Origin of the sequence: Brevundimonas sp. (genome assembly GCF_035935935.1) — a bacterium.
Taxonomy (GTDB): Bacteria; Pseudomonadota; Alphaproteobacteria; order Caulobacterales; family Caulobacteraceae; genus Brevundimonas.
Window position 1 is genome coordinate 218,626 of the sequence record NZ_DASYWO010000009.1, and the last position, 23,558, is coordinate 242,183.

Sequence of the window (23,558 nt, forward strand, 5' to 3'; positions counted from 1 at the left end):
CGCCCGGCGCGGCCATCGTGGCCGCGGTTTTCCGACGGGAGCGATTCACGTGCAGGACCTGGCCGTTCCGGCCCTGACCACCCTCGGCCTGCTGGCGCTGGGCGGCTATCTGCTGGGGTCGATCCCGTTCGGCGTCCTCATCACCCGTGCGGCCGGCGCCGGCGACGTGCGCCGGATCGGGTCCGGCAACATCGGCGCGACCAACGTGCTCAGGACGGGCCGAAAAGACCTCGCCCTCGCCACGCTGTTGCTGGACGCCGGCAAGGGCGCGGTCGCGCTGCTGGTCGCGCGCGCGCTGATCCCGGGCGAAGCCGGCCATGTCGCCGGCGCCATCGCCGGCGGCGCGGCTTTTCTCGGTCACCTCTATCCGGTCTGGCTCGGCTTCAAGGGCGGCAAGGGGGTGGCGACCTTCTTCGGCCTGCTGATCGCGGCCTGGTGGCCGCTCGGACTGATCGCGGGCGCAACGTGGATCGTCGTGGCCCTCGTGTTCCGCATTTCGTCCCTTTCGGCCCTGGTCGCCTCCGCGGCTGCGCCGCTGGTGTCGCTCGCGCCCCTGCCGGCGCTCGGACTGCCGACGCCGGCGCCCGTCACCACGCTGGCGGCGTTCACCGCCCTCCTCATCTGGATCCGGCACGCGGCCAACATCGGCCGGCTGCTGTCCGGCCGTGAGCCGCGCATCGGCGCCAAGGCCGCGTGACCCTGTCGGCCGGCGAGCGCCTCGCCCGCCTGCGTCTGGCGCGCACAGATCGCGTCGGTCCCGTCGCCTTCCGGCAGTTGCTGCAGCGCTTCGGTTCGGCCGAGGCCGCCGTCGACGCCTGGCCCCGGCTCACGGCGCGCGCAGGCGCCGCCTCCCCTCTTTGCGAGACGGACCGCGTGCAGGCCGAGCTCGAAGCCGGCGAGGCCATCGGCGGCCGGCTGCTGATCGTCGGCGACCCAGATTACCCGGCCGCTCTCGCCGCGGTCGATCCGCCGCCACCGGTGCTGTGGGGCCTCGGGAACGCGACCCTGCTGACCGCCAGGCCCTGCATCGCCGTCGTCGGCGCGCGGGTGGCTTCGGCCGGTGGGCTCCGGATCGCCCGTGGCCTTGCGGCTCAACTCGGAGCCGCGGGCTGGACGGTCGTGTCGGGGCTGGCGCGCGGCGTCGACGGCGCGGCCCACGAGGGCGCGTTGGAGACCGGCACGGTGGCCGTGCTGGGCGGCGGCGTCGACGACGTCTATCCGCCCGAGCATGCCGACCTGCATCGCCGGCTGGCACAGCAAGGCTGCGTCGTTTCCGAACGCCCGCCGGGCGCCCGCGCCCAGGCCCAGGACTTTCCGCGGCGCAACCGCATCATCTCAGGCCTGTCCCGCGGGGTGATCGTGGTGGAGGCCGAGTTGCGCTCAGGCTCGCTCATCACGGCGCGGCTGGCCGCCGAGCAGGGGCGCGAGGTCTTCGCCGTGCCGGGATCGCCGCTGGATCCGCGGTCGCGCGGCACGAACGACCTGATCCGGAACGGCGCGGCCCTGTGCGAGGGGCTGGAGGACGTCCAGCGGGCCTTCTCCACGCTCCGGACGCTCTTCGAGCCGCAGGCCGACTCGCCGGACTTTCAGGAGCCGGACGACGCCCTGATCGAGCAACTCGCCGCCCTGCTCTCGCCCACGCCGACGCCGCGCGACGAGCTGGCCCGCGCCGTGGGCGCCCCTGCCGGGGCAGTGGCCGCCGCCTTGCTGGAGCTCAGCCTCGAGGGCCGCGCCACGCTGCTGGCGGGCGGCCTCGTCAGTTCCTGAGGTCAGGCGGCCGGGCGTTCCGCCACGTCGGCCGCCCCGTCCAGCAATTTGCCGAGCGCCTCGTCCCCGTCCCAGCGCGCCATGAGGGCGAGTTCGCGCGCCATCGCCGCCACGTATTCCCGGACCGGATAGTCCTTCAGAGGCTCGATCACGGCGCGCGTGCGGGCGTCTTCCGTGGTGGACGTGGTCTGCATGATCCGCTCCTGTCGGGAAACAAGGTAAAGCGGCATTCTCGACATAATGCAACCTTGGCTTGCTTCGCCTTCGACGCATGTCGTGGCTCCATTTGACATGCCGCGCGAGGCGAACCACGTTCCCGCCCCCTCCCGAGCCCCGGACCGCATGAACCTCGTCATCGTCGAGAGCCCCGCAAAGGCAAAGACCATCAACGGCTATCTGGGCGCGGACTTCACGGTCCTCGCGTCCTACGGCCACGTCCGCGACCTGCCGTCGAAGGACGGCTCGGTGAAGCCCGACGAGGACTTCGCCATGAGCTGGGAAGTCGACGCCAAGGCTTCGAAGCGGCTGTCCGAGATCGCCGAGGCTGCGAAGCGTGCCGACCGCGTCGTCCTTGCCACCGACCCGGACCGCGAGGGCGAGGCCATCAGCTGGCACGTGCTCGACGTCCTGACGAAGAAGAAGGCGCTGAAGGACAAGACGGTCCAGCGGGTCACCTTCAACGCCATCACGAAGTCGGCCGTGCAGGCCGCCATGGCTGCGCCGCGGGATCTCGACATGCAGCTGGTCGAGGCCTACCTGGCCCGCCGCGCGCTGGACTATCTGGTGGGATTCACCCTCTCGCCCGTGCTGTGGCGCAAGCTGCCCGGCGCGCGCTCCGCCGGGCGCGTCCAGTCCGTGGCCCTGCGCATCGTCGTCGACCGCGAGATGGAGATCGAGCGGTTCAGGCCTCAGGAATACTGGTCGATCGAGGCGGACGTCACCGCCGACAGCCCGCCCTTCGTCGCGCGGCTGGTCAAACACGCCGGCAAGCGCGTGCAGCGTCTGGACGTGAAGGACGAGGCCACCGCGTCGGCCGCCCGCGCCGCGATCCAGTCCGGCCGCTTCACGGTCAAGGCGATTGAGAAGAAACCCGTCCGGCGCTTCCCCTCCCCGCCCTTCACCACCTCCACCCTGCAGCAGGAGGCGGCGCGCAAACTCGGCTTCACGGCCCAGCGCGCCATGCAGGCCGCGCAGAAGCTGTACGAAGGCGTCGACGGCACGGGCGGGCTGATCACCTACATGCGGACCGATGGCGTCCAGGTCAGTCCCGAGGGCGTCGCCCAAGCGCGCGAGGTCATCGCCGACCGCTTCGGCCCGGCCTACGTCCCGGCCGAAGCCCGCCAGTACAAGACCAAGGCCAAGAACGCCCAGGAAGCGCACGAGGCCATCCGGCCGACGAACATCGCGCGCCACCCGGATTCGCTGCGGCTCGAAAGCGACCTGCAGCGGCTCTACGAGCTGATCTGGAAGCGCATGGTCGCCAGCCAGATGGAGGCCGCGCGCCTCGACCGGACGGTCGTCGACGTCGAGAGCGCCGACGGACAGACCGGCCTGCGCGCCACGGGGCAGGTGGTCGCCTTCGACGGCTTCATGGCGGTCTATGAGGAGGGCCGCGACGAAAAGCCGAGGGACGGCGGCGAGGAGGACGAGGACGAGTCGACCCGCCTCCCCGCGCTGAAGGAAGGGGCCGCCGCGGCCGTACAGGACGTGCGCGCCGATCAGCATTTCACCGAGCCGCCGCCGCGCTATTCCGAGGCGACCCTGGTCAAGAAGCTGGAAGAGCTCGGCATCGGCCGGCCGTCCACCTACGCCTCCATCCTGACCACACTGCGGGACCGCGAGTACGTCCGCATGGACAAGAATCGCTTCTATCCGGAGGACAAGGGCCGCCTCGTCACCGCCTTCCTTGAGCAGTTCTTCGCCCGCTGGGTCGAGTACGACTTCACCGCGGCGCTGGAGACGCGGCTGGACGAGGTCTCGGCCGGCGATCTGGACTGGAAGGCGCTGCTGCGGGATTTCTGGACCGATTTCCATGCGGCGACGCAGGCGGCCGGCGAGCTGCGCACCTCGGCCATCCTCGACGCGCTGAACGAATCGCTCGGGCCGCACATCTTCCCCGACAAGGGCGACGGCTCCGACCCGCGCGAATGCCCGCTGTGCCACCAGGGTCAGCTGAGCCTGAAGACCAGCCGCTTCGGCGCGTTCATCGGCTGCTCGCGCTATCCGGAGTGCAAATTCACCCGGCCGGTGGCCTCACCCGACGCGGCGGACGGTTCTGCCGACGGCGGAGACCGGGAGCTGGGCGTCGATCCCGCTTCCGGCCAGCCCGTGCACCTCAAGATCGGCCGTTTCGGCCCCTACGTCGAAACCGCCGGCGACGGCGACAAGCCGAAACGGTCATCCCTGCCCAAGGGCTGGTCTCCCGCCGGCATGGACCTGGAGCGGGCGCTGCGCCTCCTCTCGCTGCCGCGCGAGGTGGGCGCGCATCCCGAAGACGGCAAGCCGATTTCGGCCGGTCTCGGACGCTACGGCCCCTTCATCCTGCATGCCGGCACCTATGCGAACGTGTCCGACATCGAAGAGGTCTTCGACATCGGCCTGAATCGCGCCGTGACCCTGCTGGCCGAGAAGCGCGCCGGGGCCGGCCGCGGGCGGGGAGCCGCGACGACGCCGTTGAAGGATCTGGGAGCCCATCCTGAAACCGGTGAGCCCGTGCACCTGATGGCCGGGCGGTTCGGCCCCTATGTGAAGTCGGGCAAGGTCAACGCCACCCTGCCCAAGGGGACGGCGCCGGAAGACATGACGCTCGAGGCGGCCCTGCCCCTGCTGGCGGCGCGCGCGGCGACTGCGCCCAAGGCGAAGGGCAAGGCCGGGGCGGCGTCCGGGAAGACGGCCGTGAAGAAGACTCCGGCGAAGAAGGCCGGGACGAAAAAGCCGGCGGCGAAGGCGAAGGCGGCGGACTGACGGCTAGCGGGCCGCAGCGCGCTCGATGCGTTCCGTAAGGTCGCCGTCCCAAAGCTCGGCATGGGTGGCGTGCGGGCGCTCGATCAACAGCCCATGCGCCTGGGCGAGGGCCGCCTTGCGGTCCTGCGCTTCCAGAGGGAGCATCAGCGGCGTCTCCTCGCCGACGTGCACGTAACAGAACCACTGCGTGGTCATGGGCCCTCCCGGGGCGTCGCCCCATCGGAGCTGAACGCGGCCGTACGCGGGCTTGACCCCGCCGACCGCACGGGAGACTCCTACCACGCGAACGCCTCCCCACCTAATGTACGCTGGCGCACAATCTGCGAACTGGCCGACAAGGAGCTGACATCATGGACGTTTTGTACCGCGCTCATGCCACGGCCAGCGGCGGCGGCCGCGACGAAGGCCGCTCAAGGACCGATGACGGCAAGATCGACGTGCGCCTTTCCGTGCCAACGGAAATGGGCGGCAAGGGCGGAGACGGGACCAACCCCGAGCAGCTGTTCGCCACCGGCTACGCCGCCTGCTATCTCGGCGCGCTGCGCCTCGTTTCCGGCAAGGCCGGCACGCCGGTCGGACCGGACACCCGGGTCAACGCCACGGTCGGCTTCGGGCCGAACCCCAAGGGTGAAGGCTTCAATCTGGACATCGATCTGACGGTGGTGGACCACGGGCTGGACGCGGCCACGATCCATGAGCTGATCACGAAAGCGCATGCGGTCTGCCCCTATTCCAACGCCACGCGCGGCAACGTCGACGTGCGTCTGGGGGCGGCCTGAGCGCCGAGCGGCAGGTCCTGATCGCCGGCGCCGGCCCCACCGGGCTGGCCGCCGCCCTGTTCCTGACGCGCGCCGGCGTGGGCGCTCGCATCGTGGACGCCGCGCCTGAGCCGACGCGCACGTCGAAGGCGCTGGGGGTCAATCCGCGCACCCTCGACCTCCTGGAGCCGACCGGACTGTCGGCGCGCATCGCGGCCGAGGGGCAGGAGATCCGCCGCCTGCGCCTGCTGCGTGGCGGACGGCCGCTGGCCGCCGGACTGGGCGCGCGTCGGCGCCGCACGGCCCATGACCATACTCCCGCAGGCCCGTACCGAGGCGCTTTTGACCGAGGCGCTGGCGGAGCGGGGCGTGACCGTGGAGCGCGGCGTGGGCGTGGCGGACGTCGATCAGGACGAGACGTCCGTCACTGCCGCCCTGACGGACGGCTCCGTCGCGCGCGCCGCGATCCTGTTCGCCGCCGACGGGGCGCATTCGACGGTTCGGAAAGCGCTGGACCTCGACTTCCCCGGCGACCGCTGGTCCGAGCCGTGGCGGTTGCTGGACGTCGAACTGGACGGCGCGCCGCCCGACGAAGGCTGGGTCGACCTGCGTCCCGACGGCCCGCTGCTCTGCCTGCCGTTCGCCGGCGGCGTGTTCCGCCTGATCACGTTCGGGGCCGACCCGCTGGCGCATCTGCCCGACGGCTGGACGGCAGGAAAGGTCCATTGGACGTCGGAATTCCGCGTGTCGCACCGTCTGGCCGAGCGCATGGCCGTCGGCCGCGTCTGTCTGGGCGGCGACGCGGCGCACATCCATTCACCCATGGGCGCGCGCGGCATGAACCTGGGCGTCGAGGACGCCTTCGTCTTCGCCGCCTGCGCCGCCGACTTCCTGAACGGAGAGACCGGCCGCCTCGCCGACTACGGACGCTTGCGGCGCGAGGACGACGGCGCCGTGGTCCGGCGGGTGAAGGCCGCGACCGACGCCCTGCGCCGTTCCGGCCCCCTTGCCGACGCCGTGCGCGGCCTGCTGATCCCGTTCGCCGCCCGCATCCCGGCGGTGGTGGACCAGATCGTCCGCACCGGCATGGGCCTCGACCACCCGGTGAGGGTGCGCTAATCGCGCGACATGACTTCTCCCCTCGATGCCACGCCCGATCCCCTGCTGATGCTTGAACCGCACCGCAAGGTGACGGTGCGCGAAGCGTTCGGCGTGGACAGCGACATGACCGTGCCGTGCTTCGACATGAGGGACAGCCACGTCCCGGAGGTCGACGACGCCTACCGCTTCGATCCCCAGACGACGCTCAGCATCTGCGCCGGCTTCGCCTTCGACCGCCGCGTCATGGTCCAGGGCTATCACGGCACCGGCAAGTCGACCCACATCGAGCAGGTGGCGGCGCGCCTCAACTGGCCGACCATCCGCATCAACCTGGACAGCCACGTCAGCCGCATCGACCTGATCGGCAAGGACGCCATCGTCCTGAAGGACGGCAAACAGGTCACCGAGTTCCGCGAGGGCCTGCTGCCCTGGTCGCTGCAGCGCCCCGTCGCCCTGGTGTTCGACGAATACGACGCGGGCCGCCCGGACGTGATGTTCGTCATCCAGCGCGTGCTGGAGGCGTCGGGCCGCCTCACCCTGCTGGACCAGAACCGGGTGATCCGCCCGAACCCCTGGTTCCGACTGTTCGCCACCTCGAACACGGTGGGCCTGGGCGACACCACGGGCCTGTATCACGGGGCCCAGCAGATCAATCAGGCCCAGCTGGACCGCTGGTCGATCGTCACCACGCTGAACTACCTCGACCACGACGTGGAGGCCGAGATCGTGGCCGCCAAGGTTCCGTCCTGGCAGGACGCCGAAGGCCGTCGTCGCATCGCCGCCATGGTCCGCGTCGCCGACATGACCCGCAACGCCTTCATGAACGGCGACATCTCCACCGTCATGTCGCCCCGCACGGTCATCACCTGGGCCCAGAACGCCGAGATCTTCGGCGGCGACCTGGGCCTCAGCTTCCGCCTGACCTTCCTGAACAAGTGCGACGAACTGGAACGCCCGACGATCGCGGAGTTCTACCAACGCGCGTTCGGCGAGGACCTGCCGGAGGCGGCGACGCGGGTGAAGGTGGGTTAAGCCAACCCGCCCCCCAGCCTCAGCCCCTCCCTCGTCGGCGGCGCGCCGTCTGGCGACAGGTCGAGCTGCATCAGCGTCACGTCCAGCCAGCGGTCGTGCTTCCAGCCGACCTGGCGATATACGCCGGCCGTTCCGAACCCCAGCGACCGGTGCAGGGCGATCGAGGCGTCGCTGGTGGCCGACTGGCTGATGGCGGCGATGACGTGGCGCAGGCCCATCTCGCGTGCCGCGTCGATCAGGGCCGTCATCAGGGCGCGCGCGACGCCCCGGCCGCGCGTCGCTTCCTCCACATAGACCGAGACCTCCACGCCATAGCGATAGGCCGCGCGCGGGCGGAACGGCGACAGGTAGGCGTAGCCGGCGAAGGCGCCGTCGATCTCTGCGACCAGCCACCGCAGACCCTTGTCCAGTACGGCCAGCAAGCGCGCCGTCATCTCGGCCGGGGTCGGCGGCTCCAGCTCGAAGCTGGCGGTGCCGCCCGTGACCTCGCGGCCGTACAGCCCGGCCACCGCGCCCATGTCGGCGGGCGCGGCGGGCCTGACCGTGGGGCTCACGCCGCCTCCCACCCCTTCTCCACCGACCAGATGGCGAAGGCGTAGACCAGAGCGACCTCCTTCAGATAGTCGAACCGGCCCGACGACCCGGCGTGACCGGCTTCCATGTTGATCTTCAGCAGGACCGGCTTGCCGGACGTCGTGGCGGGACGCAGGCGGGCGACCCACTTCTGCGGCTCCCAATAGGTCACGCGCGGATCGGACAGGCCGCCGGTGGCCAGCACCGCCGGATAGGCCTGGGCCTTCACCTGGTCGTACGGGCTGTAGCTCATCATGTAGTCGTAGGCCTCCGGATCCTCGATCGGATTGCCCCACTCGGGCCATTCCGGGGGCGTCAGCGGCAGGCTGGTGTCCGACATGGTGTTGATCACGTCGACGAAGGGCACGTCGCCGATCACGCCGGCCCACAGATCGGGCCGCATGTTGTTCACCGCCCCCATCAGCATGCCGCCCGCCGAGCCGCCGTGCGCCACGATGTTCCCCGCCCTGCCGTGGCCGGTCGAGATCAGATGCTCGGCCGCGGCGATGAAGTCGGTGAAGGTGTTCTTCTTGGTCATCCGGCGCGCGGCCAGGAACCAGCCCCAGCCCTTGTCGGAACCTCCGCGGATGTGGGCGATGGCATAGATCCAGCCGCGGTCGACCAGGCTCAGCCGGTTGGTCGAGAAGCTGGCCGCCATCGGGATGCCGTAGGACCCGTAGCCGTACAGCAGCAGCGGCGCCGAGCCGTTCACGGGCGTGTCCTTGCGGCGCAGGATGGTCACCGGCACCAGCTCGCCGTCCGGGGCCGGTGCATAGACCCGCTCCACGACGTAGTTCGCCGGATCGTGACCCGACGGAATTTCCTGCACCTTGCGCAGGGTCCGCTCGCGCGTCCTCAGGTCGTAGTCGTAGGTCGAGGTCGGCGTGGACGGCGAGTTGTAGCCATAGCGCATGACCGTGGTCTCGAACTCCGACGCCCCGCCCAGCGAGAGCGAGTAGGCCGGCTCGTCCACCGCGATGTCATGCTCCGCGCCCGCGCGGTCGCGGATCACGATGCGCGTGTTGGCGTCGGCACGTTCCTGCCGGGCGATGAAGTCCTTCACCAGCGAGACGCCCTCGACGTAGCGGCCGGGCGCGTGCGGGATCAGGTCCTTCCAGTTGGCCTTGCCCGGCGCGTCCGTGGGGGCCTCGCACACCTTGAAGTCCTGCGCTCCGTCGGCGTTGGTGTGGATGATCCAGCGATCGCCCCAGTGATCGGCGTCGTACTTGCGCGCCGTCTCGCGCGGCTCGATCACGCGCGGCTCTGCCATCGGCGCGTCGCCGGGGACGTAGCGGTATTCCGACGTCTCCTGATCGTTGATGCCGATGACGATGAAGCGATCGTCCGACGACCGGCCCACGCCGATGAACTTGCCCTCGTCCTCTTCCTCATAGACCAGGGCGGCCTCGCCGCCGCGGGCGGGGCGGCGGAAGATCTTGTCGGGCCGGCCGTTGTCGTTGCGGTTGGTCCAGAAGATCCACTGGCTGTCCGGCGAGAAGGTGAAGCCGCCGGTGGCCGATTCGATGGGCGTGCCGACCAGCTCGCCCGTCGCCAGATCCTTGACGTAGATCTTGTAGACTTCGGACCCCTGCGCGTCCTCCGAATAGGCGAAAAGGGCGTGGTCGGGGCTGTGGGACGCCTGACCCACGTCGGAGTAGGCCTTGCCCTCGGCCAGCACGTTGGCGTCCAGCAGCAGCTCCGGCGTCGGCGCGACGACGAAGTTGCGCGTCACGGTCCGGCCGTTTTCGACCCACGTGCCCTGGCGCGCCACGCGCATGTAGCGGGGATGCTGCTCGCCCGTCCGGAACTCGGTGAAGTACTCCCAGGCCCCGTCCGGATTCGGCACGGAGGAATCGGCTTCCTTGATCCGCCCCTTCATCTCCTCGAACATCGTCGCCTGGAGCGGCGCGGTCGAGGCCATCATCGCCTCGCGATAGGCGTTCTCGGCGATCAGGTTCTCCTTCACGTCCGCCTTGATCAGCGTCGGATCGCGCAGCACCGCCTGCCAGTTGTCGTCCTTCATCCACTGATACTCGTCGACGCGGGTGCGCCCCAGCTGCTCGATGGTGACGGGAATCTTCTTGGCGACGGGGGGAACGGGCATCGAGGCTCCGGACGGACGTGAGAGGACGGGCCCCGCAACGGCGAGGCCTGTTGCGGCGGCGGTGGATGCGATCAGGTCGCGGCGGTTCATGACGTAAGTCCCCCGAGGATGACGGGCGACATTTCCGCCCCGTCGGGCCGGCGTCAAATGAAGAAAGGGAAAGTCGCGTCCCCGCTCAGCTCAGGGCGCAGTTGGCGATGTTCCACGCCCGCGCCGGTCCGGGCAGGTGTCCCGTGGGCGATCCGGGCAGGCTGGCGAGCTCGCGGGCGAACTGGTCCAGCTGCCAGTACGAGTGCAGAAGGCCCTGCTGCCGCATCACCTTGACGCCCCAGCAGTCGGCGTTGGTTTCGGAATTGTACGGACCGAGCGCGTGGTGGCCGCACTCGTGGGCGAACCACCAGACCTGCACGGTCGGGCTGAAGCGGGCGAACACGTTCGGATTCAGCACGATGATCGGCTGGCCCTGCTGCGTGCGGGTGGCGATGCCGACGTTGTCCAGGCCGTTGGTCACGTAGATGCGGACCGGCGTGCCGCCGTAGTCCACACAAGACAGCGGCACCCCGGCGATGTTCACCTGCCACATGCCCCCGTCTTGGGCCCGAGCCGGCGCGAGCGGCGCGGAGACCGACAGGGCGGCCGAAATCGCCGCGACGCAGACTTTCCTGAACGACATGGGCGTCCTCCCCCGATGCGCGCAGCAGGGCACGCGCGCCTGGCGCGCTCAACCGACGACTTCTGACGGAGGTGAGGAGCGGATGGCTGGGGAACTAGGACTCGAACCTAGAATGACGGTACCAAAAACCGGAGTGTTACCATTACACCATTCCCCAGCAGGTCCGGCGCAACCCGCCTCGCGGCGGGGAGGCGGTGAGATACGCCAAGCCTTTTTCGGATGCAACAGGGGTCCGACCGCATCTTTGAGGGCGTGGCCGAACAATCTCGAAAGCTGGCCGAAAGGCCGCTTGCGGGCCTTGGGGGGCGTCGCTATAAGCCCGCCTCCAAGTCGGAGTGTGGCTCAGTCTGGTAGAGCACTGCGTTCGGGACGCAGGGGTCGCAGGTTCGAATCCTGCCACTCCGACCATTCTTTCTGGCGCGATCGCGCGGCCCGCCGGGCCCTGTCGCTGGAGCGCCTGACCTTTCCGGAATCGTTGAGGTGTGACGGCGCGGTGGCTCATGCGGTCGCGGCACTGCGATCTGCTCTTGCGATCAATTCGCAAAAGCCGTAGTTCGCTCCACAGACAAGGAGATGCCCATGACGCTGCGTCGGACCCTGATGGCCTGCATGGCCGCCCTCGCCCTGCCCCTGGCCGCCTGCGGCGATCAGACGGACACCGCGAAGACCAAAGGCGCCGCGGGCGAACGGGTGCTCAATCTCTACACGGCCCGCCACTACGACGGCGACCTGCAGGTCTACGCGGCCTTCGAGAAGGCCACCGGCATCAAGGTCAACCGCATCGAGGGCAACCCCGACCAGCTGATCGCCCGCATGCAGGCCGAGGGCGCGGCCAGCCCGGCCGACGTGTTCGTCACCGCCGACGCCGGCGCCCTGTGGCGGGCCCAGGACGCCGGTCTGCTGCAGCCGATTTCGTCCGAGACGCTGAACGCCGCCATTCCCGCCAACCTGCGGGAACCGCAGGGACACTTCTTCGGCACAAGCCGCCGCGCCCGCGTCGTCGCCTACGACTCCACCAAGGTGCGTCCTGAAGAGGTCGACACCTATGAAGAGCTGGCGTCGCCCCGTTTCCGCGGCAAGCTGTGCGTCCGTTCGTCGGACAGCGTCTACAACCTGTCGCTGGTCGGCGCCCTGCTGGAAGCGTGGGGCCCGGAGAAGACGAAGGCATGGGTCGAAGGCGTCGTCGCCAACATGGCGCGCCCGCCGGAAGGCGGCGACCGCGACCAGATCCGCGCCGTGGGCGCCGGCGTCTGCGAAGTCGCGATCACCAACAGCTACTACTTCATCCGCATGGACCGCTCGACGGATCCGGCCGACGTCGCGCTGACGGACAAGGTGAAGCTGGGCTTCCCCTCGCTCAACGGTCAGGGCGCGCACGTGAACGTGTCGGGCGGCGGCGTGGCCAGGAACGCCCCGCACCGTGCTGAGGCCATCGCCTTCCTGGAGTTCCTGGCCTCGCCCGCAGCCCAGGTGCTCAACTCCGAGCAGAACAATGAATTTCCCGCCGCCGTCGGCGTGCAGGCCCCGGCCGGAGTGCGGGAGTTCGAAGGCTTCACGGCCCATCCGATGAACGTCTCGGTCTACGGCCGTCGTCAGGCCGAGGCGCAGTCGCTCATGTCCGCGGCCGGTTGGCGCTGACCTCGACCGCGACCGAAACCGCTTCGGCCCCCGTCGTCAGGCGGGGGCCGTCGCCGTTGCGGCTGATCGGTCTGCTGGCGGCGCTGGTCGCGGTGCTGCCGCTGGTCGGGGTCGTGGCCGCCGCCCTGACCGGCGAGACGGCCGACATCGCGGCGTCCGACCTGATCCGCTACGCCCTGACCTCGCTCGCGCTCGCCGCCCTCGTCGCGGCGATCACCGGCCTTCTGGGCTCGATCGCGGCGTGGCTCATCGTCATGCACCGCTTCCCCGGTTGGGGGGTGTTCGAATGGGCGCTGGCCCTGCCGTTCGCCATGCCGGCCTTCGCCGTGGCCTATGCCTACGCGGACCTGTTCGACGTCGCCGGCGAGCTGAACGCCTGGCTGCGGGCCAGCGCGGGCTTCGCCCTGCCCTTCCAGATGCGCAGCCTTTGCGGCGCGGGCTTCATCCTCGGCTTCGCCTTCTTTCCCTACGTCTACCTGGCCATGCGCGCGGCCTTCGTGAACCTGCCCGTTCACGCGCTGGAAGCGGCGCGAAGTCTCGGCGCCTCGCCGCGCCGGGCCTTCCTGGCGGTCGCCGTTCCCATGGCACGCCCCGCGCTGGCGGCCGGCGTCGCCCTCGCCGTGATGGAGACGCTGGCCGACTACGGCGCCGTCCAGTTCCTCAGCGTCCAGACCCTGACGACGGGCGTCGTCCGCGCCTGGTTCGTCTACGGGTCGCTGGCCTCGGCGGCCCAGTTCGCCTTGCCGCTGCTGGGCGCGGCCGCCCTGCTCCTGTGGATCGAGCGCGCCGGACGGCGCAGCCGGTCCTACGGCGCGTCCGCCGCGAAGTGGCGGCCGCTGCCCGTCACTGATCTAAAGGGCCCAAAGGCTTTCCTCGCCTCCAGCTTCTGCCTGCTGCTGCTGACCTTGGGACTGCTGCTGCCGGCCGGCTGGCTGGCCTGGTCGTCGATCGACGTCCAGCCCGACTGGCCACGTCTGATCTCCGCGGCGAAGAACACCCTGACCCTGGGCATCGCCGGCGCCGCCGTCACCGTCACCCTCGCCACCGCCCTGGCTTTGGCGGCGAAGAAGCTGCCCCTGACCGCCCGCGTCGCGAGCGTCGGCTACGCCACTCCGGGGGCGGTCATGGCGATCGGTCTGCTGCTGCCCGCGGCCTGGATCTGGAGCGTCGTGCCCGGCGGCTCGGCCAATCTCGCGGCGGGCCTGGGCCTGCTGCTCTACGCCTATGCCGCCCGTCTGATGGCCGCGGCGCTGGAGCCGGTGGACGCCGGGCTTTCGCGCGTGACGCCGTCCATGGTCCATGCCGCGCGCGGCCTCGGCGCCTCGGAAACCGGAGCGGCATGGCGCGTCCAGCTGCCCATCGCGGCGCCTGCCCTGTTCACCGCCGCGATCGTCGTGCTGGTCGATCTGCTCAAGGAACTGCCGGCCACGCTGATCCTTCGGCCCTTCAATTTCGACACCCTGGCGGTCATCGCCGACAACTATGCGCGCGACGAACGGCTGGCGAACGCGGGCTGGCCGTCGCTGATCCTTGTGGCGCTGGCCCTGCCGCCCGTCATATGGCTGAGCCGCAAGGCGGCCCACGCCCGCCCGGGAAGCGAATGAACGAGACGGCGACCATCACCGCGCGCGGCGTGACGCGCCGCTACGGCCCCAAGACCGCGGTCCACGGAGCCGACGTGGACCTGCGCGCCGGGCGCATCACCTGCCTGCTGGGGCCGTCGGGATCGGGCAAGAGCACCCTGCTGCGCCTGATCGCCGGGCTGGAACCTGTCGACGCCGGCGAGATCCGGTCGGGCGATCGCGTCCTGTCCGCGACCGGCCGCACCGTTCCGCCCGAGGCGCGCGACGTCGGACTGGTGTTTCAGGACTACGCCCTGTTCCCCCACCTGAACGTCCGCGACAACGTGGGGTTCGGACTGCGCCACTTGCCCGCCGCCGACCGCAAGGCCCGGGTGCTGAAGGCGCTGACCGAGGTCAAACTCGCCGACCGGGAAAAATCCTGGCCGCACGCCCTGTCCGGGGGCGAGCAGCAACGCGTGGCGCTGGCCCGCACCCTCGTGCGGGAGCCGCACACCGTGCTTCTGGACGAACCCTTCTCCGGCCTCGACGCCCACCTGAAGTCCGAGGTCCGGGAAAGCCTGCTGACCACGCTGAAGACGGCGGGCGCGGCGGTGCTGCTGGTCACCCACGACGCGGGCGAGGCGCTGATGATGGCCGACGATCTCGTTCTCATGGACGGCGGCCGGGTCATCCAGTCCGGCGATCCGCAGGCGTGCTGGGCTCGGCCCGCCTCCACCGCGGCCGCCCGCCTGCTGGGCGAGGTGAACCGCCTGCCGGCTCACGTCTCGAATGGCGTGGCGCAGACGCCGCTGGGACCGGCGCCGGCGCCCGGACTGCCCGACGGCCCCGCCGCCCTGCTGATCCGACCCCAGGATCTGACGCCGGGCGCGGACGGACTGGAGACGACGGTCGAGACGACGCGTTTCGGCGGGCACTTCAGCGAGGTCGGCGCCCGTCTCGGCGACGACCGGGTTCATCTGCACGTGCCCGGTGTGATCGCCCGCCCCGGCGATGTGGTGAAAATTCGCGCCGACCTCAGCAAGGCGACGGTCGTCGCGGACTGACGTTGACCGCCCACCCCCGGTCATCCCAGATCAACGGCGATGACGATCTCCCTCTACGAACTCAGCGTCCCGACCTTTCTACAGACCTTGCGGGCGCTGCGGGGCGTGCTCGCGCGCGCAGCGCGGCACTGCGCCGAAACGGGGGCTGACCCGAACGACTTCGTCGAGGCGCGGCTGGTCGAGGACATGGCGCCCTTCCACTTCCAGATCGAGGCGCTGTGGCACCATGCGGTGTGGGGCATGGAGGCGGCGCGGACGGGCGTCTTCGATCCGCCGCCGCTGCGCGGCCAGATGCCGTTCGCGGACCTGCAGGCCACCCTCGACAGGGCGATCCAGGAACTGGAGGCGCTCGACCCCGGCGAGGTGAACCGCTGGGCGGGCCGGGACTTCGACATCGTGATCTATCGCCCGACTGAACCGGAGCACGCGCACCGATCGCCGTGGGGGCCGCAGACCGTGGCCCTGACGCCCGAGACCTATCTGCTGACCTACGCCCTGCCGAACTTCTATTTCCACGTGGTCACGGCCTACGCCATCCTGCGCATGCGCGGCGCGCCGATCGGCAAGGGCGACTACGAGGGCGACCTGCACGTCCGGACGGCCTAGTCCCTCGCGCGATCGGCAACGGCTTTCAGGTGCGCGCCCACCGCCTCGATGCGCCGCCGGCCCAGCGCCGCGCGCCGCGTCTGAAGGTCGGGCGACCCGGCGTCGTGATCCGTCATCAGGCGACGCACGAAGTCGCCTGACCGAACCTCCTGTAAAACCTCGTCCATCGCTTTCCGCGACGCCTCGCCGATCACGCGCGGTCCGGTCAGATAGGCCCCGTATTCCGCCGTGTTCGAAATCTTGCCGAACGCTCCGGCCACGCCGCGCTCGAACATCAGGTCGGTGACCAGCTTCACCTCGTAGAAGCACTCGAACCACGCCACCTCGGGCGGATAGCCGGCGTCCACCAGCTTCATGAAGGCAGTGTCGATCAGCTCGGCCACGCCGCCGCACAGCACCACCTGCTCGCCGAACAGGTCGCTCTCGCACTCGTCCTTGAAGGTCGTCTCCAGAATGCCCTTGCGCCCGCAGCCCAGCGCCGCCGCATAGGACAGGCCCAGCGCATGCGCGCCGCCCGTGGCGTCCTGATGCACGCCGAAGAGGCAGAACACCCCCTCACCCGCCTCGTACAGATCGCGGATGCGCGGCCCGATGCCCTTGGGCGAGGCCAGGATCACGTCCAGATCCGAGCGCGGCTCGACCAGGCCGAACCGCACCGACAGGCCGTGGGCGAACACCAGCGCGGCTCCCGGCTGCATCGCCGGAGCCAGCTCATCGCGCCACAGGTCGCGGTGCGCCTCGTCGGAGACCATGACGGCGACCACGTCGGCCCCTGCGGCCGCCTCTGCGGCCGTCATCACGGCGAAGCCGTCCGCCTGCGCCGTCTCCCGCGTCGCCGAACCGGCCTTCAGCCCCACCACCAGGTGCCGCACCCCGGAATCCCGCAGGTTCAGCGCGTGCGTCCGCCCCTGACTGCCGTAACCGATCACGGCGACGCGCTTGCCCTGGATGATCGAGGGATCGCAGTCGCGGTCATGGAAGACGGGCAGCGGGGCGCCTAGGTTCTCGGTCATGACCGCAGACATATCGCCTTCCGACGTCGTCGCCTTCTGGAAACAGGCAGGCCCCGACAAATGGTTCGCCAGGGATGACGCTTTCGATGCCGAATTCCGTCGCCGCTTCCATGACGCCCACGTCGCTGCGGCCCGCCGGAAACTGGACGGCTGGGCGGACGCCCCCCAGGGATCGCTGGCCCTTCTGATCCTGCTGGATCAGTTTCCGCGCAACGCGTTCCGCGACACGGGCCACGCCTTCGCCACCGATCCGCTCGCCCGCCACTTCGCGGCACGGGCGCTGGATGCAGGGCATGACCGGGAGGTCGAAGTCGATCTGCGCCGCTTCTTCTACCTGCCTTTTCAGCACTCGGAGGCTCTGGCCGATCAGGATCGCGTCCTGCCCCTGTTCCAGTCCCTGCCGCGCGAGCCGGACGACCGCTGGGCCGAGCATCATCGTGACGTCATCGCCCGCTTCGGCCGTTTCCCGCACCGCAACCGCGCGCTCGGCCGCGAAACCACGCCTGAGGAGCAGGCTTTCCTCCGGCAGGACGGATTCCGCGGGTGAGGCCGCCGCTTCATGCACCGCTGCCGTGAGTGTCACGTCATCCTGACCGAGGGGCGCAACTGGCACGCCTCATACGCCGCCCGGACCTATCGCCACTGCATGGAGTGCGCGAAGGCCTATTCGCGCAAGCGCTACGGCCGGTTGAAGCCCAACGTGAAGCGCCGGGTCGCCACCACGACCGCCGCCCACACCCCGCTGAAGACCGCTCGCGAGCGCGTGCTGCGCGACCGCGCCGCCATCGCCCGGGCGCGTAGGGAGGACCGGCAGGACTGATCCACAGCGCCTGCCGCCTGTCCACGGCGGCGTCGACCTGAGGTCGCCGAATCAGGTGCACTCTCCCGCCATGAACGCCCTCGCCCATCGCGCCCTGCTGGAAGCCCAGGCCGACGTCGCTCCGGACGACCATCCGGAATGGCAGTACCTGAACCTGCTGCGCGACATTCTGGAAAACGGCGCCGAACGCGGTGACCGCACGGGAACCGGCACCCTGGGCGTGTTCGGCCGCCAGATGCGCTTCGACCTTTCGCAGGGCTTCCCCCTGCTGACCACCAAGAAGCTGCACCTGCGCAGCATCATCGTGGAGCTGCTTTGGTTCCTGCGCGGCGAGACAAACATCCGCTGGCTGAAGGAGCACGACGTCCGCATCTGGGACGAGTGGGCCGATGCCGAGGGCGAACTGGGGCCGGTCTACGGCAAGCAGTGGCGATCGTGGTCGGCCCCGGACGGCCGCGTCATCGACCAGATCGACAAGGTCGTGAAAAGCCTGAAGACCAACCCCAACAGCCGCCGCCACATCGTCACCGCCTGGAACCCCGCCGACGTCGACGACATGGCGTTGCCGCCCTGCCACTGTCTGTTCCAGTTCTTCGTCGCCGACGGAAAGTTGTCGTGTCAGCTTTACCAGCGCTCCGCCGACGTCTTCCTCGGCGTGCCTTTCAACATCGCCAGCTACGCCTTGCTGACCTACATGATGGCCGAGGTCTTGGGGCTGGAGCCCGGCGAGTTCGTCCACACCTTCGGCGACGCGCACCTGTACCTGAACCACGTCGAGCAGGCCCGTGAGCAGCTGTCCCGTACGCCCCGCGCCCTGCCCCGGCTGACCCTGACGCCGCGCGACGACCTCTTCGCCTTCGTGCGCGAGGACGTGGCCATCGACGGTTATGAGCCGTGGCCGCACATCAAGGCTGCGGTGGCGGTGTGATCCCGCGCCTCTCCCTGGTCGTCGCGCGGGCGCGCAACGGCGTGATCGGGCGGGACGGCGGTCTCCCGTGGCGGCTGCGCAGCGATTTGCAACGGTTCAAGTCCCTGACCGTCGGCAAGCCCTGCCTGATGGGTCGCGCCACGTGGGAGAGCCTGCCGCTCAAGCCCCTGCCCGGGCGTCTCAACATCGTCCTGACCCGCGACGAAGGCTGGGGTGAGAACGGCGAGGCGAAGACCGCGATGGGTCAGGCGCTGGTCAGCCGGTCGCTGGACGAGGCGCTGGACATCGCCCGCGAGCAGGCGATCGAGGACGGCGTCGACGAAGTCTGCGTCATCGGCGGCGCGAAGCTCTATGCCGAGACCCTGCCGCGCGCCCGTCTGCTGCACATCACCGAGGTCGAGGCCGAACCCGACGGGGACACGCGGTTCCCGGCGTTCGACGAAAGCCACTGGGTCGAAGTCTTCTCCGAACGCCATGAGCCGGGCGAGAAGGACGACCACGTCTTCACCTTCCGCACCTTGGAACGCCGCTAGAGCCCCAAAGCCGCCGTCACGGACTTCGCGAAGCCGGTGAACCGCCGCGCCGCCGCGCCTTCCGGCTCGGCCACGACCAGCGGCACGCCGGCGTCGCTCGCCCGCCGAAGGGCGCCGTCCAGCGGCAGCTCGCCGAGGAAGGGCACGCCCAGCCGGGCCGCTTCCGCCTCGGCTCCGCCGCGACCGAAGACGTCTCCGGTCATGTTCTCGATCAGGCCCAGGGTCGGCACGCCGACCGTGTCGAACAGCGCGTGCGCGCGCCGCGCGTCGGCCAGGGCCAGCTCCTGCGGCGTCGCCACGATCACCGCGCCGTCAAGCGGCGTCTTCTGGATCAGGGTCAGCTGCACGTCGCCCGTGCCGGGCGGCAGGTCCACGACCAGTACGTCGAGCGGCGCCGTCGCGGAGCCCCAGCGCGTCTGGGTCAGCATCTGCGTCAGCGCCTGACTGGCCATCGGGCCGCGCCACACCATGGCGTCCGACGCCTGCGTGAGCAGGCCCACCGACATGGCCTTCAGTCCATGGGCGCCGTGCGGCTCGATGGCGCCGTCGACGTAGTCCGGCTTGCCGGAAATCCCGAGCAGCGTCGGCAGCGAGGGGCCGTAAACGTCCGCGTCCAGCACCCCGACCGACAGGCCGCGCGCCGCCAGCGCCGCCGCCAGGTTCACCGCCACGGTCGACTTGCCCACGCCGCCCTTGCCGCCGGCCACCGCCAGCACCTTGCGCACGTGGGCGGGACGCTCCGTCGGCACGGGGGCGCGGGGTCGGGTCTGATCGACCGCCGCGTCGGACAGCGAGGCCGTGCGGCGCCGCGGCGACGCCGGAGGAGCCTCGGCGGTCAGCACGACCGAGGTGCGCGTCATCCCCGGCAAGGCCCTGAGCGCGGCCTCGGCCGCGTCGCGAACCGGCGCGTAGAGGGCGGCATCCGCCGCCGGCACGTCCAGCGCGAAACCCGCTCGATCGCCCGCGACGACGAGCCCCTGCACCCTGCCTGACGCGACCAGCCCCTCGCCCGTGCGAGGGTCGGGAATGCGGTCCAGCGCGTCCAGAACGTCGTCTTTGCTCGGCATCGGCCGCATGTACGCCTTTCAACGTCCGTGCGGGAGGGGCTAAGCGGGCCGGATGACCGCGTCCGTCACCCTGATCGCCGGCCCCACCGCCTCGGGCAAGTCCGCATTCGCGCTCGACCTGGCTCGCGAGAGGGACGCGGTGATCGTCAATGCCGACAGCCAGCAACTGTATGCGGACCTGCGCATCCTGTCGGCGCGACCGTCGGCCGAGGATGAGGCCAGGGCGGAGCACCGGCTGTACGGCGTGGCCGACGCCGTCGACGCGTGGTCGGTCGGCCGCTGGGCGCGAGCGGTCGCTCCGCTGATCGAGGAACTGCGAGGCCAGGGACGGCCCGCCCTGATCGTCGGCGGCACCGGCCTGTACTTCACGGCCCTGACCAAGGGGATCGCGGACATTCCCGACGTCCCCGTCTCCGCCCGCGAGGCGGCGCAGGAGGCTTACGACTTTCTCGGCGAGGACGCCCTGCGCGCGCGTCTGGCCGAGCGGGATGCGCGCGCCGCCGGCGCCATAGCGGCGGGCGACCGGCAGCGGCTGACGCGTGCCTGGGCGGTGCTGGAAACGACGGGACGGCCCCTGTCGGACTGGCAGGCGGAGACGCGGCCTCTGCTGGCACCCGACACTTACGACCGCCTCGTGATCGAGCCCGACCGCTCGGTCCTGTACGATCGCTGCGATCGGCGCGTCGGCCTGATGGTCGAACAGGGCGCGCTGGACGAGGTCCGTGCGCTGATGCGACGGCGGCTGGATCCCGAGTTGCCGGCGATGAAGGCCGTCGGCGTGCGCGACTTCGCGGCGCATCTGAAGGGCAAGGTCACGCTGGAGGAAGCCATGGACGCGGTCCGCCAGGCCACCCGCAATTATGCCAAGCGTCAGCTGACCTGGTTCCGGAACCAGACCCCCGAGTGGCCGCGAGCGGCGCCTTAGTCCTCGACGATCTCCATCGTGCCCTTGGGAAAGTCGACGCCGCGGAACTCGGGATAGACCTCGGCAAGCACGGCGGCCTGTTCGGCCTCGTCGACGTTCATCATGTACCAGACGTCGTCCACCTCGAACGTCAGCGTGGGCGACGTCGCCTTCACCGTCATTCCCTGCAGGCGCATCGTCATGTGCAGCGGCACGATCAGGTAGGTGCGGGCGCCGTCGGGCGTACGCATGGCCTGCGCGCCGTCCATGTCGATCCGGTAGTCGACGATCTCGACACCGCTCATGACCTCCGCGGCCACCTCGCGCGCCGCCTCCCGCGCCTGTTCGGGCGTGACGCCGTAGCGGGCGGCCATGGCGTCGATGACGCCGGGCGGCAGCATGTCCATCGCCGCCGACATGTCGCCCCCCACCACCTCGTCGTGCAGCGTTTCAAAGCGCGCAGTTACCGTCGCCCGGTCGTCGGCGGAAACCTCCTGCGCCAGAACCGGCGCGGCGGCGCCCAGCATCAGACCGATCGCCAGAACGGCGGCGCGCAGCAAAGACGACATGATGACCTCCCCGGTGTCTGGAACGACCTTTCCGGAGCGCGGGCCGGAAATCAACATGACGAAGGGTGATCGGTCCGTGTCACGAACGCCCTGCGCGGACGCGCCTTGGAAGCGGACGGCGACTGACCTATATTCACGCCGTCCGGGCTCGCCCGGACTATGGCGATAAACGCGCCTGCAATAAGCGGACCGGACCCGGGTGCGATTCCCGGCGGCTCCACCAATCTCCCTTCGTTGTCACGGGGAGCACGGGGCCGACCAGCATCGACGGACGTGTAAAGAGGATGCCTTCGCCCGTCCTGGCCCACCGCATCGGGCCATTAAACTACCTGCGAACGACAACTTCGCTGGAGACGTCGCTCTCGCCGCGTAATGCGGTTCGAGTGATGTCGAACACTTAAGTCCCCGGGGTTCAGATCCCGGGGCGGGGCCGCCAGGGGGCCCGCCAACAGAACCCCTGGCACTTTCTCCTCCCTTCACGATCCCGACCGCTTCCTTCGCCGGACGCGTCCCGCTATGTCCTGCGCATCCCAGCCGAGGCGCCCATGGCCGAACAGACCCCGCCGGTCGACGAGATGAACTATGAGGGCCTGGCCCAGGACGCGCTGCGCGGCGTGATCCGGGCCGCCCTGGAGCGCGCCGCTCTGCCCGAGGGCATTCCCGGCGCGCACCATTTCTACATCACCTTCGTGACCCGGGCGCCCGGCGTGACGCTGCCGCCCGACATCCTCGCCAAGTATCCGGAGGAAATGACGGTCGTGCTCCAGCACCAGTATTGGGACCTGGCCGTCGAGCCTGATCGCTTCACCGTCATGCTGAAGTTCGGCGGCCTGCCGAAGGTGATGACCGTTCCTTACGCGGCCGTGACCCGCTTCTACGATCCGTCGGTGCAGTTCATCCTGCAGTTCGAGGCTCCCGCCGTGGCGCCCGAACCGGAGCCGGAGCCCGTGGCGCCGCCGCCGCCCTCCGGCGACGAAGGCCCGAAGGTCGTCTCGCTGGACCAGTTCCGCAAGAAATAGGGCCGTCAGGTCCGGATGGGTTGACCCCCGGCCGCGCGTCGCGATCAATGGCGGCGAAGCTTGGAGGGCTCCCATGATCCGCATCGTCGTCGCGGCCGCCGCCGCCCTGGTCCTCGCCGGCTGCGCCACCACGCCGTCGGCGCAAGGCGCGGGGGGAACCTTCGACGGCTGGACCGGCGCGGTCGTCGCCGCCGACTGGCGCACCAGCCGGGGGCAGCCCATCGTCGCATTCGACAACGCCCGCCGCGACCTGACGGCCGCCTTCCTCGCCGAAGGGTTCGAGCGCCGTCACTTCGTCGACTACACCCTGCGTCCGGACGCTCCGGACGGCGCGACCGGGAACGAGGTGCTGGCCGGCATCACGGAAACGGCCCGTCGCGCGACCGTCGGCTGCTTCCTCTACTTCTCCTCGCACGGCAACACACGCGGCATCACCTGGGGGAATGAAGGCCAGCTGAGCCCGGCCCGCATGGGTGAACTGGTCGATCAGTGGTGCGGCGAGCGGCCGACGGTGGTCGTGGTCTCGGCCTGTTTCTCGGGAGTCTTCATTCCTGAGCTTCAGGGCCCCAACCGCATGATCATGACGGCCGCGCGCCGCGACCGTTCGTCGTTCGGCTGCAGCGAGGACGCGACCTATCCCTACTTCGACGGATGCGTGCTCCAGAGCCTGCCGAACGCCTCGGACTTCATCGATCTGGCCGAGCAGACCCGCACGTGCGTGTCGCGGCGCGAAACCGCAGAAGGCCTGCGTCCGGCATCCGAGCCCCAGGTCTTCATCGGCGGCGACATCCGGCCGCTGCTGACGACCACCTATGCCTTCGCCCGCGAGATCATGATCTGACCCTGCGTGCGACGGACTGCGT

The 23,558-nt window shown here is 70.1% G+C and carries 25 protein-coding genes, 2 tRNA genes, 1 other RNA gene and 1 pseudogene; 20 read left to right on the forward strand and 9 right to left on the reverse strand.

Annotation, left to right across the window (positions count from 1 at the left end):
* Window positions 1–49: 49 nt before the first annotated feature.
* Both plsY and dprA read left to right on the forward strand, forming a co-directional pair.
* Entirely contained in the window at window positions 50–697 is a 648-nt protein-coding gene (plsY, locus tag VGR32_RS10295) for a glycerol-3-phosphate 1-O-acyltransferase PlsY (protein WP_327450312.1), read from the forward strand.
* Window positions 694–1,767, forward strand: coding sequence for a DNA-processing protein DprA (gene dprA / locus VGR32_RS10300; protein ID WP_327450314.1), 1,074 nt, complete (start codon window positions 694–696; stop codon window positions 1,765–1,767). Before plsY ends, dprA begins: the two co-directional genes overlap by 4 nt.
* Before the next feature lie 2 nt (window positions 1,768–1,769).
* On the opposite strand, the gene VGR32_RS10305 is transcribed toward dprA, so the two are convergent.
* Entirely contained in the window at window positions 1,770–1,961 is a 192-nt protein-coding gene (locus VGR32_RS10305; protein ID WP_327450316.1) for a hypothetical protein, read from the reverse strand.
* Between the two features lie 148 nt (window positions 1,962–2,109).
* Here VGR32_RS10305 and topA point away from each other — a divergent pair, with 148 nt between their 5' ends.
* Complete coding sequence (gene topA, locus VGR32_RS10310; protein WP_327450318.1) at window positions 2,110–4,731, forward strand: type I DNA topoisomerase; 2,622 nt, start codon at window positions 2,110–2,112, stop codon at window positions 4,729–4,731.
* Window positions 4,732–4,734: 3 nt separating this feature from the next.
* Here the strand turns inward: topA and VGR32_RS10315 are convergent, their stop codons facing one another.
* Window positions 4,735–4,926 carry a hypothetical protein gene (locus tag VGR32_RS10315; RefSeq protein ID WP_327450320.1) on the reverse strand — a complete coding sequence of 64 codons (192 nt, stop codon included), beginning with the start codon at window positions 4,924–4,926 and terminating at the stop codon, window positions 4,735–4,737.
* 155 nt (window positions 4,927–5,081) lie between these two features.
* Here VGR32_RS10315 and VGR32_RS10320 point away from each other — a divergent pair, with 155 nt between their 5' ends.
* The 4 genes and pseudogenes from VGR32_RS10320 (at window position 5,082) to cobS (ending at window position 7,622) form a co-directional block, all read left to right on the forward strand.
* A complete protein-coding gene (locus VGR32_RS10320) occupies window positions 5,082–5,510 on the forward strand; it encodes an organic hydroperoxide resistance protein (protein WP_327450322.1) in 429 nt (142 codons plus the stop codon).
* 20 nt (window positions 5,511–5,530) lie between these two features.
* Window positions 5,531–5,770 (forward strand): annotated as a pseudogene (locus VGR32_RS13450) (FAD-dependent monooxygenase); the annotation flags it as partial.
* A gap of 25 nt (window positions 5,771–5,795) precedes the next feature.
* A complete protein-coding gene (locus VGR32_RS10325) occupies window positions 5,796–6,608 on the forward strand; it encodes an NAD(P)/FAD-dependent oxidoreductase (RefSeq protein ID WP_327450324.1) in 813 nt (270 codons plus the stop codon).
* Window positions 6,609–6,617: 9 nt separating this feature from the next.
* A complete protein-coding gene (gene cobS, locus VGR32_RS10330) occupies window positions 6,618–7,622 on the forward strand; it encodes a cobaltochelatase subunit CobS (RefSeq protein ID WP_327450326.1) in 1,005 nt (334 codons plus the stop codon).
* Here the strand turns inward: cobS and VGR32_RS10335 are convergent.
* The 4 genes from VGR32_RS10335 to VGR32_RS10350 all read right to left on the reverse strand — a co-directional run bounded on the left by VGR32_RS10335 (window position 7,619) and on the right by VGR32_RS10350 (window position 11,129).
* A complete protein-coding gene (locus VGR32_RS10335) occupies window positions 7,619–8,176 on the reverse strand; it encodes a GNAT family N-acetyltransferase (protein WP_327450328.1) in 558 nt (185 codons plus the stop codon). The two genes, cobS and VGR32_RS10335, sit on opposite strands and share 4 nt — an antisense overlap.
* Window positions 8,173–10,389: a S9 family peptidase gene (locus VGR32_RS10340; protein ID WP_327450330.1), complete on the reverse strand. Its 2,217-nt coding sequence runs from the start codon at window positions 10,387–10,389 to the stop codon at window positions 8,173–8,175. The genes VGR32_RS10335 and VGR32_RS10340 overlap by 4 nt, the downstream gene beginning before the upstream one ends.
* An 85-nt stretch (window positions 10,390–10,474) precedes the next feature.
* Window positions 10,475–10,972 carry a hypothetical protein gene (locus VGR32_RS10345; protein WP_327450332.1) on the reverse strand — a complete coding sequence of 166 codons (498 nt, stop codon included), beginning with the start codon at window positions 10,970–10,972 and terminating at the stop codon, window positions 10,475–10,477.
* Between the two features lie 83 nt (window positions 10,973–11,055).
* Window positions 11,056–11,129, reverse strand: a tRNA-Gln gene (locus tag VGR32_RS10350).
* A 174-nt stretch (window positions 11,130–11,303) separates the two neighbouring features.
* Here VGR32_RS10350 and VGR32_RS10355 point away from each other — a divergent pair.
* From VGR32_RS10355 to VGR32_RS10375, 5 genes are all read left to right on the forward strand, one after another.
* A tRNA-Pro gene (locus VGR32_RS10355) sits at window positions 11,304–11,380 on the forward strand.
* A gap of 171 nt (window positions 11,381–11,551) precedes the next feature.
* The gene (locus VGR32_RS10360) at window positions 11,552–12,610 is read left to right on the forward strand and encodes an extracellular solute-binding protein (protein WP_327450334.1); all 1,059 of its coding nucleotides are present in this window, start codon (window positions 11,552–11,554) and stop codon (window positions 12,608–12,610) included.
* Window positions 12,601–14,214, forward strand: a complete 1,614-nt coding sequence (locus VGR32_RS10365; RefSeq protein WP_327450336.1) for an iron ABC transporter permease — start codon at window positions 12,601–12,603, stop codon at window positions 14,212–14,214. The genes VGR32_RS10360 and VGR32_RS10365 overlap by 10 nt, the downstream gene beginning before the upstream one ends.
* Window positions 14,211–15,236 carry an ABC transporter ATP-binding protein gene (locus VGR32_RS10370; protein WP_327450337.1) on the forward strand — a complete coding sequence of 342 codons (1,026 nt, stop codon included), beginning with the start codon at window positions 14,211–14,213 and terminating at the stop codon, window positions 15,234–15,236. Before VGR32_RS10365 ends, VGR32_RS10370 begins: the two co-directional genes overlap by 4 nt.
* 39 nt (window positions 15,237–15,275) lie before the next feature.
* Complete coding sequence (locus VGR32_RS10375) at window positions 15,276–15,842, forward strand: DUF1993 domain-containing protein (protein WP_327450338.1); 567 nt, start codon at window positions 15,276–15,278, stop codon at window positions 15,840–15,842.
* Here VGR32_RS10375 and ilvC read toward each other — a convergent pair.
* Entirely contained in the window at window positions 15,839–16,855 is a 1,017-nt protein-coding gene (gene ilvC / locus VGR32_RS10380) for a ketol-acid reductoisomerase (protein WP_327450340.1), read from the reverse strand. The genes VGR32_RS10375 and ilvC overlap by 4 nt on opposite strands.
* Here ilvC and VGR32_RS10385 point away from each other — a divergent pair.
* From VGR32_RS10385 to VGR32_RS10400, 4 genes are all read left to right on the forward strand, one after another.
* Window positions 16,854–17,402 carry a DUF924 family protein gene (locus VGR32_RS10385; RefSeq protein WP_327450342.1) on the forward strand — a complete coding sequence of 183 codons (549 nt, stop codon included), beginning with the start codon at window positions 16,854–16,856 and terminating at the stop codon, window positions 17,400–17,402. The genes ilvC and VGR32_RS10385 overlap by 2 nt on opposite strands.
* 12 nt (window positions 17,403–17,414) lie before the next feature.
* The gene (locus tag VGR32_RS10390) at window positions 17,415–17,675 is read left to right on the forward strand and encodes a hypothetical protein (protein WP_327450344.1); all 261 of its coding nucleotides are present in this window, start codon (window positions 17,415–17,417) and stop codon (window positions 17,673–17,675) included.
* A 70-nt stretch (window positions 17,676–17,745) separates the two neighbouring features.
* A complete protein-coding gene (locus tag VGR32_RS10395) occupies window positions 17,746–18,603 on the forward strand; it encodes a thymidylate synthase (protein ID WP_327450346.1) in 858 nt (285 codons plus the stop codon).
* Window positions 18,600–19,136 (forward strand): dihydrofolate reductase, encoded by a 537-nt coding sequence (locus VGR32_RS10400; protein ID WP_327450348.1) that lies wholly within the window; start codon window positions 18,600–18,602, stop codon window positions 19,134–19,136. The genes VGR32_RS10395 and VGR32_RS10400 overlap by 4 nt, the downstream gene beginning before the upstream one ends.
* Here the strand turns inward: VGR32_RS10400 and VGR32_RS10405 are convergent.
* Window positions 19,133–20,203: an Mrp/NBP35 family ATP-binding protein gene (locus VGR32_RS10405; RefSeq protein WP_327450350.1), complete on the reverse strand. Its 1,071-nt coding sequence runs from the start codon at window positions 20,201–20,203 to the stop codon at window positions 19,133–19,135. The genes VGR32_RS10400 and VGR32_RS10405 overlap by 4 nt on opposite strands.
* 52 nt (window positions 20,204–20,255) lie before the next feature.
* Between VGR32_RS10405 and miaA the strand changes: the two genes are divergently transcribed.
* Complete coding sequence (miaA, locus tag VGR32_RS10410) at window positions 20,256–21,128, forward strand: tRNA (adenosine(37)-N6)-dimethylallyltransferase MiaA (protein ID WP_327450352.1); 873 nt, start codon at window positions 20,256–20,258, stop codon at window positions 21,126–21,128.
* Here miaA and VGR32_RS10415 read toward each other — a convergent pair.
* Window positions 21,125–21,676: a hypothetical protein gene (locus VGR32_RS10415; protein ID WP_327450354.1), complete on the reverse strand. Its 552-nt coding sequence runs from the start codon at window positions 21,674–21,676 to the stop codon at window positions 21,125–21,127. The genes miaA and VGR32_RS10415 overlap by 4 nt on opposite strands.
* Window positions 21,677–21,777: 101 nt before the next feature.
* On the opposite strand from VGR32_RS10415, the gene ssrA reads away from it, so the two are divergent.
* The 3 genes from ssrA to VGR32_RS10430 all read left to right on the forward strand — a co-directional run bounded on the left by ssrA (window position 21,778) and on the right by VGR32_RS10430 (window position 23,536).
* Window positions 21,778–22,141: a transfer-messenger RNA gene (gene ssrA / locus VGR32_RS10420) on the forward strand.
* 80 nt (window positions 22,142–22,221) lie between these two features.
* Window positions 22,222–22,695 (forward strand): SspB family protein, encoded by a 474-nt coding sequence (locus tag VGR32_RS10425; RefSeq protein ID WP_327450355.1) that lies wholly within the window; start codon window positions 22,222–22,224, stop codon window positions 22,693–22,695.
* Window positions 22,696–22,768: 73 nt separating this feature from the next.
* Window positions 22,769–23,536, forward strand: coding sequence for a C13 family peptidase (locus tag VGR32_RS10430; protein WP_327450357.1), 768 nt, complete (start codon window positions 22,769–22,771; stop codon window positions 23,534–23,536).
* Window positions 23,537–23,558 lie beyond the last annotated feature (22 nt).